The sequence below is a fragment of the Pleomorphomonas sp. NRK KF1 genome (assembly GCF_023721755.1).
Classification (GTDB): Bacteria; Pseudomonadota; Alphaproteobacteria; order Rhizobiales; family Pleomorphomonadaceae; genus Pleomorphomonas.
In genome coordinates this window covers 1-12480 of sequence record NZ_JAMDLH010000006.1, presented here as the reverse complement: position 1 = coordinate 12480, position 12480 = coordinate 1, and the positions used below count along the sequence as shown (strand labels likewise).

8 protein-coding genes are annotated in these 12480 nt (G+C 67.5%); 3 read left to right on the top strand and 5 right to left on the bottom strand.

The window, feature by feature from the left end:
• The first annotated feature begins 55 nt into the window (after positions 1-55).
• The 3 genes from M4J39_RS15275 to M4J39_RS15265 are packed head-to-tail and all read left to right on the top strand — an operon-like array spanning position 56 to position 2939.
• Positions 56-289 (top strand): FeoA family protein, encoded by a 234-nt coding sequence (locus tag M4J39_RS15275; protein ID WP_251729277.1) that lies wholly within the window; start codon positions 56-58, stop codon positions 287-289.
• Positions 286-2688, top strand: coding sequence for a Fe(2+) transporter permease subunit FeoB (gene feoB, locus M4J39_RS15270; RefSeq protein WP_251729276.1), 2403 nt, complete (start codon positions 286-288; stop codon positions 2686-2688). Before M4J39_RS15275 ends, feoB begins: the two co-directional genes overlap by 4 nt.
• Before the next feature lie 5 nt (positions 2689-2693).
• A complete protein-coding gene (locus M4J39_RS15265) occupies positions 2694-2939 on the top strand; it encodes a FeoC-like transcriptional regulator (RefSeq protein WP_251729275.1) in 246 nt (81 codons plus the stop codon).
• Positions 2940-3009: 70 nt separating this feature from the next.
• On the opposite strand, the gene trxA is transcribed toward M4J39_RS15265, so the two are convergent.
• The 5 genes from trxA to tsaE all read right to left on the bottom strand — a co-directional run bounded on the left by trxA (position 3010) and on the right by tsaE (position 12388).
• On the bottom strand, positions 3010-3330 hold the full coding sequence (gene trxA, locus M4J39_RS15260; RefSeq protein WP_251729274.1) for a thioredoxin TrxA: 321 nt from the start codon (positions 3328-3330) through the stop codon (positions 3010-3012).
• Positions 3331-3520: 190 nt separating this feature from the next.
• Positions 3521-7018, bottom strand: a complete 3498-nt coding sequence (gene addA, locus M4J39_RS15255; RefSeq protein ID WP_251729273.1) for a double-strand break repair helicase AddA — start codon at positions 7016-7018, stop codon at positions 3521-3523.
• Complete coding sequence (addB, locus tag M4J39_RS15250; protein WP_251729272.1) at positions 7015-10077, bottom strand: double-strand break repair protein AddB; 3063 nt, start codon at positions 10075-10077, stop codon at positions 7015-7017. The genes addA and addB overlap by 4 nt, the downstream gene beginning before the upstream one ends.
• Positions 10078-10080: 3 nt before the next feature.
• Positions 10081-10824: a nucleotidyltransferase family protein gene (locus tag M4J39_RS15245; RefSeq protein ID WP_251729271.1), complete on the bottom strand. Its 744-nt coding sequence runs from the start codon at positions 10822-10824 to the stop codon at positions 10081-10083.
• A 40-nt stretch (positions 10825-10864) separates the two neighbouring features.
• Positions 10865-12388 carry a tRNA (adenosine(37)-N6)-threonylcarbamoyltransferase complex ATPase subunit type 1 TsaE gene (gene tsaE, locus M4J39_RS15240; protein ID WP_251729270.1) on the bottom strand — a complete coding sequence of 508 codons (1524 nt, stop codon included), beginning with the start codon at positions 12386-12388 and terminating at the stop codon, positions 10865-10867.
• Between the last annotated feature and the right edge of the window lie 92 nt (positions 12389-12480).

The window sequence follows — 12480 nt, the reverse complement described above, 5'->3', positions numbered from 1 at the left end:
ATGCTGCCGGCTGGGATAATCCGGCCGGGCGCTCCACTGGGCGGAGTGCGAATGAATGGGCCTTTCGATCGAAACGATGAAGCCGGGCGACAGCGCCCGCGTCACGGGCCTGGTGGCCGGCGATCGCGGTTACCGGCAGCGCCTGCTCGCCATGGGACTGACCCCTGGCGCGGTGCTGGAAGTTCGGCGCAAGGCGCCGCTCGGCGACCCGATCGAAATCTCCGTTCGCAACTTCACGCTGACCCTTCGCAAGTCCGAAGCGGCCATCCTTGAGCTGGAGGCCGTATGATGGTCGCGGAAAAGCCTCTCGTCGTCGCCGTCGTCGGTAATCCCAACTGTGGCAAGTCCACGCTGTTCAACGCCTTGACCGGTGCGACGCAGAAGGTCGGCAACTGGCCGGGCGTCACCGTCGAAAAGCGCGTGGGCCGCTTCATCTTCGAAGGCCAGTCGGTGGATGTGGTCGATCTGCCGGGCGTTTACCTGATCGGCAGCGCCGACGCCGGTTCGCAGGATGAGCGGGTGGCGCGCGACTTCGTCATGTCCGGCGAAGCCGACCTAGTCCTCAATATCGTCGATGCGTCCAACCTCGAACGCAATCTCTACCTCACCACCCAGCTCATCGAGCTCGGCGTGCCGATGCTCGTCGTGCTCAACATGATGGATATGGCCAAAGCGGACGGCGTCGAAATCGACATCGACGAACTGTCGAAGCGGCTCGGCTGCCCCGTCATTCCGACGGTCGCGACGCGCGGGCTCGGTCGTCATCAACACGCCCATCACCACGGTCATCATCATGGCCATGGTCGCCGTCGCGCCATCAAGTCGGCGATCGTCGAGGCTGCTCGCGCAGGACAGAGGCCCGTTGCCCGGCCCGAGCAGGACCCGGCAGTCGTCGCAGCCATTTCCACCTTGGTGCCGCTCGTCGCCGATGGCGCCCTCGTGGCAAAGGCCGACCCGGCCTGGGTGGCGCTCAAGCTGATCGAAGGCGACACGCTGGCCGAGGCCATTGCCGGACCGAGCTTGGCCGGCGACGTTGCTAGTGCCCGCGCCGCCATCGAAGCGGCGACCGGCGAGGATGCCGACATCGTCATCGCCGACGGCCGCTATCGCTTTATCGGCGAACTGATGACCGGCGTCTTCCGGCGGACGCAGCGGTTGTCCGCTTCAATGTCGCAGATGATCGACCGCATCGTCCTCAATCGCGTGCTGGGCGTCCCGATCTTCCTGTTCGCCATGTACCTGATGTTCCTGTTCACCATCTCGGTGGGCGGAGCCTTCATCGATTTCTTCGATCAGGCGTTCGGCGCCGTCTTCGTAGACAGCTTCGGCGAGCTGCTTGCCTCCATTGGCACGCCTCCCATCGTCGAGGCGGCTCTCGTCGGCTTCGGTTCGGGCATCCAGACGGTGTCGACATTCGTGCCGATCATCGCCTGCCTGTTCCTGTTCCTGTCCTTCCTCGAGGACTCCGGCTACATGGCCCGCGCCGCCTTCGTCATGGACCGCGCCATGCGGGCGATCGGTCTGCCGGGCAAATCCTTCGTGCCGCTGATCGTCGGCTTCGGCTGCAACGTGCCGGCCATCATGGCGACGCGTACTCTCGAAAGCCGCCGCGACCGCATCATGACGTCGCTGATGGCGCCCTTCATGTCCTGCGGCGCCCGCCTTCCGGTGTTCGCACTGTTCGCGGCCGCGTTCTTCCCGGTGAGCGGCCAGAACATCGTTTTCGGCCTCTATATCGTCGGTCTCGCCTTTGCCGTGCTCACTGGCCTCGTCCTGAAGTCGACGCTGCTTGACGGCGAGCCGACCCGCTTCGTCATGGAGCTGCCGCCCTACCACATTCCCACCATCCGCTCCGTCATCGTTCAGGCCTGGCAGCGCCTGCGTGAGTTCATCCTCCGCGCCGGTCAGGTGATCGTGCCGATCGTCATGGTCCTGTCTTTCCTGTCGGCGATCGGTACCGACGGCAGCGTTGATCGGGACAATACGCGTGGCAGCGTGCTGGCGGTCGTCAGCCAGGAGCTGGTGCCTGTGTTCGAGCCGATGGGTGTGACCCGCGACAACTGGCCGGCCGCCGTCGGTCTGTTCACCGGCATTTTCGCCAAGGAGGCGGTGATCGGAACGCTCAACGCCCTCTACGAGCAGGTTGGCACGGAAGGGGCGGCTCCCGCCGCGACCGAAGGCGCCGTAGCTACCGAGGAAGAGGTTGGTCTCGGCGGCAAGCTTCTCGACGCGCTTGCGACCATTCCCGAGAATCTCGGTGCGCTTGGCGGCAGCCTCGTCGATCCGCTCGGGATCAATGTCGGCTACGTGGATGACAGCGCCGCCGCCGCCGAGGAGCTTGAAGTCGATGGCTCGGTGTTCGGCGCCATGCAGTCGCACTTCGGCGGAACCGCCGCGGCTTTCTCCTACATGCTGCTGATCCTGCTCTACACTCCGTGCGTCGCCGCCCTCGGCGCCATGCGTCACGAGATCGGTGGCAGGTGGACAGCTTTTGCCACCGTCTGGACGACCGCCATCGGCTATCTCGCCGCCGTTTCGTTCTATCAGGCTGCGACGTTCGCTGCCCACCCGGCCAGCTCCACACGCTGGTTGTTGGCGGCCGCCATCATCTTCGCGGTGGGCATCGCCGCCATGTGGATGGCGGGTCGGACGCGGGGACGTTCGCTCGCCGCGCAGCCGGCGGAGTGAAGCCCATGATGACGCCTTCCACCGTCCGTGACTATCTGAAGGAGCGGGGCAACGCGTCCCTCTCCGACGTCGCGGTGCACTTCGATGCCGGCGAGGACGCCGTCCGAGCCGTGCTGGATCTCTGGGTTGCCAAGGGCAAGGTGCGCCCGTTGGCCGCCGGCGCGACCTGCTCGCGGGCCGGCTCCTGCGGCTGCTCCTGCAAGGCCGAAGAAATCTTCGAATGGATCGGGGATATCAAACTGGCCAGCTGAAACCCGACCAAATAAAAACCCCGGTTCCGCGAGGCGAAACCGGGGTTTTCTATGTCATGACGACGGGACTTCAGATCGCAGCCTTGATCCAGGCGGTGAGGTCGCTCTTCGGGGCTGCGCCGACCTTCATCGCGGCGGGTTCGCCATCCTTGAAGATGATCAGCGTCGGGATCGAGCGGACGCCGTATTTCATCGCCGTGTTGCCGTTCTCATCGACGTTGAGCTTGGCGATGGTGATCTTGCCGTCGAGCTCGCCGGCGATCTCCTCGAGCGCCGGAGCGATCATGCGGCAGGGGCCGCACCACTCGGCCCAGAAATCGACGAGGACGGGCGTCGACGAGGCAAGCACGTCGGTGGGAAACGACTGGTCGGTGACTTTCTTGGTCGACATGACAGACCTCGCAAGATGGACAACGCGGCGCCGACTCATCGTCGGGCCGCGCCTGTTGACAGAAAGCTAAGGAGCAGACCCCGCAGCGTCAAGCAGGGCTATGGCAGGGTGGCGATGCACCATTGGTTTGTCTGAAGAGAGATCTCTGTCAAAACAATGCCTTGGGCCGAAGCGCCAACGAATTCTTGCTTCAGGGCCGATCATCGATTTCGTATTCGTGATCGATGGGCTCCGTACCGGCGTCCATGCTCTTGAGGTAGGTTGCGAGCACCGCGTCCAATGTGTCCGTCGCTACCTCGTCGAACCGCGCGGTCGCAGTCCAGAGAATCGCTGCGCGAATGGATCGGTCGGGCCAGAGGCGCGTGAGCACCGCCCGATAGAGGGCGAGCTGCAGGGCATACCTTGGGGGAATGGCGCGCGGAGGGCGGGCGGCCGTCTTGTAGTCGACGATCGTAACGGTGTCCGGCTCGACCAGCAGTCGATCGACGCTGCCGCTGACGGAGATCGATCGGCCTCTCGGCGTCGCGATGTTGCCGGCGATCGCCGCTTCGGCGCGCGCGTCGGGGGAAAACAGGCGCGCGAGATCCGGCCGCGCCATCAGGGCAACGGTGTTCTCGACCAGCGTGTTGCGATCGCTGTCGGCCAGGTCTGGAAAGAGGCGGGTGAGGTAGCTGTCGGCTGCGCTGGCGCGGGCGGGTGGTTCTATGTCGGGCAATAGCTCGAAGAGGCGATGCAGCAATGTGCCCTGGGCCGCGGCAGCCGGATCGAAGGCGTCCCCCGGCGCGCCGTTCTGGCTTGCCCTGGCGGCGCGCGACGGCGCGATTTCGGTAGCGGTAGGAGCGGCCTCCATAACCTTGCGGGTCAGCCAGTCGGGCAACGGCATGGGGGCGTCGGCGTTCGCTCTGGCTGGCTGGGGCGGCGCAGCGGAAGCCTCGTCAGGCGCATGCCAGCGCCAGGCGATGATGGTGCCATCGCTGTCCTTCACCGTCTCGGCTTCGGTTCGGAGCGCCGCCTCGACAAGGCCGTGCCAACGGCGGTCGGCGCCTTCCTCGGCGCCCTTGAGACCGGCGACAATCAGTCGGTCCCGCGCGCGCGTCAACCCGACATACAGCAGCCGCTTGTATTCCTCTTCCTGGGCGGTGATGAAGGCCGCCGCCGCCGCTTCCACGGGCGCCGGGCGGAAGGCGCCTGCCTGCCGCCAGACGATCGGCGGGTTGGGACCATCGCTTATCGCAAGAATGTCGGGCAGGTTCTTTTCGCTGGCCGGCTTGTCGCCGGGATCGATCAGGAACACGACCGGCGCCTCCAGTCCCTTGGAGCCATGCACCGTCATGACGCGGACCTCGTCGCGCTCGGCATCGAGCTCACGGCGGATCAGTTCGCCGCCCTTGGCGAGCCGGTCGACGAAGCCGTTGAGCCCGGCCGTTTCCTCGCCCTCATAGGCCAGCGCCAGCGTCAGCAGTTCGTCGATCACTTCGTCGGCTTCGCGGCCGAAACGGGCGCGGTAGGACGCGCGACCGCCATCGAGACCGACGATTCGCGACAGGAAGGCGAAGGGCTCGCCCCGGTCGGCCCGGCTCATCCAGAGCATGACGGTGGCCCGCAGCCTCTCGGCGTCAGCGTCCCCCTCGGACGCCCGCTGCCGAACCACGTCCCAGAGACGGCCCCGTCGGCCGTGAGCAAGGCGAAACAGCGCTTCTTCCGAGAGGCCTACGAGTGGCGACTTGGCAACGGTGGCAAGCGTCAGGTCGTCTTCGGGCAGAAGCGCGACTCGGACGGCGGCCAGCAGATCCTGGGTGACGATGTGGCCGACCACGTCGAGCCGGTCGGCGCCGGCCACCGCCACGCCGCGCTGCTTCAAGGCCCGGTTGACCGCCTCGACGAAAGCGCCGCGCTTGCGGACGAGCACCAGGATGTCGCCGGGCCGGATCGGCGCGCCGGTGGCGGCGATGCGAGTGCCCGAGCGCAGCCAGCCGGCGACCTCGTCGGCAACACGGGCGGCGAGGCGCACGGCCGGGCTCGCGGCGGCGGTGGCATCGACCGGGTCTTCCCAGTTTCCGGGCGGCGGCGCCGGCAGTTTCTCGACCGCTGGCCAAAGCTCGACGAGCCCTGGCTCGCGACCGCGCACCGTCTCGTGAACGGTCGGACCGGGATCGGTGGAAAGGCCGGCATGCGCTGCCGGATTCCGGAACACGGCATCGACGGCGCCGACCACGGCCGCCGTCGATCGGAAGGACAGGGTAAGGCGGAGATCGTGGACCGGCAGCCCGGCGTCGGCAAGTCGCCGGCCCAAGGTCCTGCGCGTCAAGCCGAACAGATGAGGCGCCGCGCCCTGAAAGGAATAGATGGACTGTTTCTCGTCGCCGACCGCGAAGACGGTGCGCCGACGGCCGGATCGCGCTCCTTCGCCGGCCGAGAACTCGCCGGTGAGCGCCTCCACGATCCGCCATTGGCGCGGCGAGGTGTCCTGCGCCTCGTCGACGAGCACATGGTCTAGGCCCTCGTCGAGCTTGTACTGCACCCATTCGGCCGCATCCGAGTGCGACAGGAGGGCGGCGGCGCGTTCGATCAGATCGTCGAAATCGAGGAGGCCGAGCCTGGCCTTCTTGGCTTCGATGAGACCGATCATCCGGTCGGCAAGGCGAAGGAGAGCGGCGCTGCGCGTTCCCCACAGAGTCGCCGACAGCGCTCGTTCCAGCCCGATGAGCCGTCGCGCTTCCTCTTCGAAACGCTCGCTGGCTTCCGGCAGCACGTCGAGGACGTCCTTGGTGAACGGGCGCTTGCGCGGTTCGCTTCTGGCAGTCAGGAACAGCGCGCGCCACAGTGGTCGGCGCGCTTCGGCGTCGGCGGCAGCCAGCGCCGTACGAAAACCCTCGCCGAGCGTCGTCATGGATTTCGACTTCGACGCGTCCAGAACATCGATCAGCCGGCTTAAGAACTGGCCTGAGAACGCGGGAGATGTTGCCATTTCCCCGACGAGACTCTCCCGGCTTGCCCCGCTTGGCGCACCAAGGACCTGCGGCAAGGCGGCCAGGGCCTCATCGACCGACGCCGTACCGTCGAAGTAGGCGGCGAGCTCGTCACGGGCCGCGACGACGGCGGAAAGCGCCCGATCGAGCGCTTCATCGCCGGCGATCGCCACCAGCTCGGAGAGGGCGCGACCTTCGGGACTGTTGGGATGGGCGGCGCAGTCAGTCAGAAGCTCGGCCCTCGCCTCGGCGTAGAGGTCGGCCGCACGGGCGTCGTCGAGAACGCGGAAGCGGCCGTCGAGCCCGGCTTCAAGCGGGAAGCGCTGCAACAGGGCCTCGGCGAACGCGTGGATGGTCTGGATCTTCAGGCCACCCGGCGTTTCGATGGCACGGGCGAACAGCCGCCGTGCCGGCGCCAGTCGTTCCGGCGGCACCGGCTGTCCCTCCAGCTCCGACAGAACGCCAACCAACTCATCGTCGGCAAGACCGGCCCAGCGGCCGAGCTCGTCGAAGATGCGACCGGACATCTCGACCGCCGCCGCCTTGGTGAAGGTGAGGCAGAGGATGCGGCCGGGGTCGACGCCGTCGAGCAACAGGCGGATCACCCGGCGCGTCAGCACCCACGTCTTCCCCGACCCCGCGTTGGCCGACACGAAGGCGGAGGCCTTGGGGTCGGTGGCGAGAAGCTGCGTTTGACGCGTTGCGGCCGGGATTTTCATTCCTCGCCTCCGTCGTCCTCGATGCTCCACTCGATGACCCGGGCGAGATGGTCGTAGTCGCCGCGGTCGGTCTTGCGGAAGGGGCGCGCGCGCGACAGGTAGCCTCGCTTCGGATCGGCATAGGCGCGCACGAGGCCGCGCAGGCGCAGTTCCGCCTCGGCTATGGTCTCCTCCAGTGTCACCGGATCGCCACCGCGCGGCGCGTGACCGGTATAGCTTTCGATCTCGTCGCGCCCTTCGAGGCCGCGCAGGACAACGTGCACGAGTTCGGCCGCTTCGCGCGGGCTCGTCAGGCGAGCAAAGCCGCCGTGGCGGGCGATGACCGCTTCGAGCGGCAGCTGCGGCGTCAGCTGCGCGGCGATCTGCGCCGCCGTGGGCGCCCGGCCGGTTTTGAAGTCGATGATGGTAACGCGGCCATCCTCTTCGATGTCGACCCGGTCGGCTCGACCGGTCAGCGCGAAGTCGTCGGTGACATTCATGCTGCCTTCGATCTCGGGATGGCGAGCCAGTGGCGCGCGTTTGGCTTCGAACTCCAGCACGATGAAGCGGGCCAGTGCCTGAAAGCGCGGCCACCAGAGCGCGTGGACTTCCGGATGGGCGGCCAGCGCTTCGGAGAATCGCCCCCGGCCAAACTCGATCAGCGCTGCGACGGCCGCCTCATCCCAGGGCGCGGTCCAGGTCGCCGCGAAGTCGGCGAGAACGTCGTGGATGAGCGTCCCACGCGTACCGAAATCGGGCGTTTCGCCGAAGCTGTCGAGCGGCCTGAGTTTCAGGATACGCTTGGCATAGATGGCGTAGGGGTCGCGGATCAGCGTTTCGATGTCGGTGACCGGCAGCATGCGCGGCCTTGCCGCCACCGGCGGTGTGGGATTTGGCCGCTGCGCGCGCGATACGGCCGTCCGGTCGTCGAGCCGGCGCGCCCAGTCGATGAAGCGGTCGCCACGCGCCATCATGGCCTCCGTTCGCGCCGGACCGATCAGGCTGGCCAGGCGCTGGAGAAAGCGGGTCGGCACCGTCGGTGCGCCGCCGCGTCGCGCCGAGCGGATCAATACCGTGTCTTCTGCGCCAAGGGCCGAGGAAAAATCGTGCGCGGACAGGCCGATGCGGACCTCGGGCGGGCTGAGGCCGAGACCGGCGCGCATCGGCCGCGACAGCCAGGCGCCTGTGTCGGTAACGGGCGGGAAAACGCCCTCGTCGAGGCCGACCAGCACGAGGCGATCGGTCGGCAGAAGTCGCGCCTCGATCGGGCCGGTGGCCATGACGCGAGCGCGCCGGCTTGGCGTCAGCACCAGGACATTGCCGATCAGGGCGCGCAGGACGGGGGCGAAATCGGCGCCGGTGAGCGCCAGTCCGGCGTCGGGAGCGCGGAGGTGCTCGTCGAGAATCGACAGAAGCTGCCGTTCCGCCCGGGTCGGTTCGTCTTTGTCGTCTTCGGGGCGGCGGGTGACATGAGCCAGCGTCTCTCGCAGGGCGTCAAGAAAGTCGACCAGAGTCGGGGCCGGCAAGGTTGCCGCGGCGACGAGCGGCGCCATGGCGTCACCGAAGGCGGAGGCAAGGGCAATCGCATCCGACAGGAGGGTGCTCTCGCCCCCCGCCTCGGCCTGCTCCGCCAACGCTTGCAACGCCTTCGAGATAGCGGGAACGCCGCCGGCAAGCCGGGGGCCGCGCAATACCTTGCGGGCGATCAGACGTCCGGCCGGGCGGATCCGCGCTGCGGTCCAGCCGAAGCGCGCCTCAGGATGACCCAGGATCGCAGCCACCTTCACCGGCGGGAAATCTTCGGCGGCGGCCTCGACCAGAAGCAGGGCGAGCTGACCGTAGGAGGTTTGAGGCAGCGGCTGGCCGGCGGTGTCCTCCACCTCGATGCCGAACCGCTCGAGCTCGGCGACGACACGGCGAATGATGGTGCGGTCGGGCGTGACGAGGATCGATCGCGCGGCCGGGTTCTCGAGGCATTGGCGGAGGGCGATGGCGGCTGCGAGTGCCTCTTCGGCCTCGTTGGCGGCGACGACGAGAGAAATCCCGGCCAGTGCGGCATCAGTACCTTCGGGGTCGGCATCGAGGACGGCGGCATGCTGCGGCCAGAGATCGGTAACGGCGGCCGGCACAAGGGCCCGCCGGACGATGTCGAAGCGGACGGCCATCGCCGCCTCCGGCTCACCCAGCTGACCGATGCTCTCCCGCTCGACGCCAAACCGTTCGACGAGCTTGTTCATGGTGTGCTCGGGGTGGGCACAATCAAAGACGCTGGCGGCGATCGTCTCGGCCGGCGCGGCAATGTCGAGGCCGGGCAATACGACCGCGCCTTCGGAAAGCGACAGCACCGCGGACATCAGATCGGCAGTGCTCGGCACCGAGCCGGTCGAGCCGGCGATGATCACCGGACCGGACGGCGGCCGGACCTGCCAGCGAGCTATGGTCGCCTCGACCATGGCGCGGTGAAAGGGCCCGGCGCCGATCCGGCCACGCTCGGCGATGGCGGCCGGCAATGCCTCGGTGGCGATCCTGAGAAAGTTGAGCGACAGCTGCCACCAGGCCGCATAATCGTCCGGAACCAGCGCATCGAGCTTGCTCCAGTCGACGCCTTCCAGCTCGGCCTGGTCGAGGAGTGCGAGAAGGTCGGCGGAAAGATTAAGCGCTTCCGCCGGCGAGCCCGGTACGACAACCGGCTGACCGGCCGGTGTCAGCAACTGATCGCTCGCCACGCGTTCGCGCCAGCGGGCGACGAGGCGGGCCAGCATCAGCCGTCGTTCGGCGGCGGCGATGACAGGCGGCAGGTCGAGCGCTTCCGGTGCCAGGAGGTCGTCTTCCGCCTCCAGCACGTCGGATATCGACAGGATGCGCGGCAGCATCGCCGCCCCGGCTCCGAAGGCGTCGCGAAACGCCTGTCTCAGCGCCGCCCCGGCCCGGCGGGTTGGCAGGTAGATGCTGACGTCGGCAAGGTCGAGAGGGTGGTGCCGATAGTCGCGGCCGGCAATCAGGCGGCCGTCGAGAAGCGCTTCGGCCAGCGTGGCGAGGAAGGGCGCACCGGGGTGGATGGTGAAGACGCGCCCGGTCATTGCCTACTCCGCCGATGTCAGGATGGTCCGCTCCGCCTGTCTGATCGCTTCGGGCGTGCCGACGTGCAGCCAGGTACCTTCCAGCCGGACGCCATGCAGGCGTCCCTGGCCGATCAGTTCGTCGAAAATGCGATTGAGCGAGAAGGGGGCCAGCGGGCGATCGGCAAATATCTCCGGCTTGAGAATGGCAACGCCGGCGTAGACGAAGGGGGCGACCGTACGCTCGCGCCGCCGGGTCAGGCGTCCGTCTCCGGCCATGTCGAAATCGCCGACGCCGTGATAGCCGACCGAGCCGACGATGGGGGCGAGCAGCAGCAGCCCGTCCATGCGATCGCCATCCCAGGCGCGGGCCAGCAGCGGCAGGTTGGCGGAAACGCCCTCGATCCAGATGGAGTCGGAGTTGAGATGATAGAAGGGCTCGGCGCCGAGATGAGGCAGCGCCTTGACGACACCGCCGCCGGTGTCGAGCAGCAGGCCGCGTTCGTCGGAGACGACGACGGAAAGGTCGCTGCGCTTGCCGACGTGGACCTCGACGAGATCGGCGAGGTAGTGAACGTTGACGACAGCCGTCTCGACTTCAGCCTCAACCAGGCGATCGAAGACCCGATCGATCAGGCTGCGGCCGAGCACTTCCACCAGCGGCTTCGGCGTGGTCGCCGTGATCGGACGCATCCGCTTGCCACGTCCGGCGGCGAGCACCATGGCCCGGCGAGGGCGGAAGGCGGAGGGGAAAACAGCATCGGTCATCTTGAAAAGGTCGGGCTCTCTGCGGTTGGAAAGAACGGGCTCACGGCCGTTGAGCGAGTCCGAGCCGTTCATACCAGAGCTTGACGCCGGCGAGAACCTTGTCGTCCAGCGCTTTTTCGAGGTTGCGGCGCACGCGCGGCAAGAAGCGAAGATGATGGGTGCGGCCGGTGCGCGCGGCATACTCGACGAAGCGACCAAGAATCTTGGCGTTGCGCTGGGCGCCGAGGATCGTCGCGCGCTCAAGGAAGTCGGCCGCGTCGAAGCTCGCGTCGAGGGTTCGCCGGCGGTCGACATAGGCAGCGATCATCGCGGCCGCGAGCTCGTCCGGGATGTCGACGCGGGCGTCGGTGACGAGGGCCCCGAAATCGTAGGCCGGCGAACCGAGCAACCCGTCCTGGAAGTCGATCAACCCGATGGGGTCGCCGGAGGCCTGCCAGAGAATGTTGGGCGAATGGTAGTCGCGCAGTACCAGCCGTCCCTGTTCGTCGTCGAAGCGGGTCAGAAGCCCGTCCCAGAGGTTGTTCCATTCGGCAAGGTCATCGGCTCCGAGCGACGCGCCCGTCAGATGTGGGACGTACCAAGCGGCGAAGAGGCCAACCTCGGTCGCAAGAGCCCGCCGGTCGTAGCGCGGCATCGGCCAGCGATTCCCCGCATCATCGGCGGCGATCTCCGGCCAGACCACGACCGCGAGGTCGGCGAGCCGCCGTGCGGCGGCGAGGTAGCGCTCGGTGATCGGCACGCCGTTGTGCACGATGCCGTCCGAGCCCAGATCTTCGACCAGCATCAGTCGCCGTTCGGTGTCGCGATCGAGAACGCGCGGGCTGCGGAAGCCGTGACGGCGCAGCGTGTCGGCAATGGCCGAAAAGGCAGTGAGGCTATCGGCGAGGTGGACGATTTCCTCATAGCGGTCGTCGTCGCTTCGCTTCAGGTAGGCACGCCAGGCAGGCCAGCGCATCACCACCGCCGCCTGACCGCCAACCGTCGCCCGCTCGAAACTGCGCGTCGAGGCGTCGCCATGCAGATGCCGCCGTTCGGCGCCTGCCAGGCCCGCCCGATCGAGAAGGTCGCGAACGGCGAAGGTTTCGTCGAGCCTCTCCGCCCAGCCGTCGCCGTGCGCTTCCAGCGAGAAGCGGCGGCCGTTGAGGTCCTTGCCTTCGGATATGGCGATGTCGAGCCGCTCGGCCGGCAACTCGTCGCCCGCCCGGTCGGGCCACTCGATCAGCGAGAGACCCTCGCCGATGGCCTCGGAGAAGCCGATTTCGATGAGCTCGTCGGGATCGGCGAGACGATAGAGATCGAAGTGATGGACGGGGAAGCGGGCCGTCTCGTAGCTTTGCAGCAGCGTGAAGGTCGGGCTGGGCACCTCAAGATCCGGTTCGCCGGCAAGGCGCCGAACGACGGCGCGCGCAAACGCGCTCTTTCCCATGCCGAGGTCGCCGTGAAGGGCGATGAGGTCGCCCGGACGGGCGATGGCGGCGATGTCGTCGGCAAGGCGAAGTGTGCCGGCCTCGTCGGCCACGCTCACGATTCGGCGAAGTGGCGCGCTCATCGTGGCGGCGCTCACTCGGCCTTACCCCTTTTCATAGCGTCTCGGATGGCCGCAGACTGTCCCGGCGCAGGTGAGGCGGATATGGCTGTCATTCTGGCTGTCCTCGA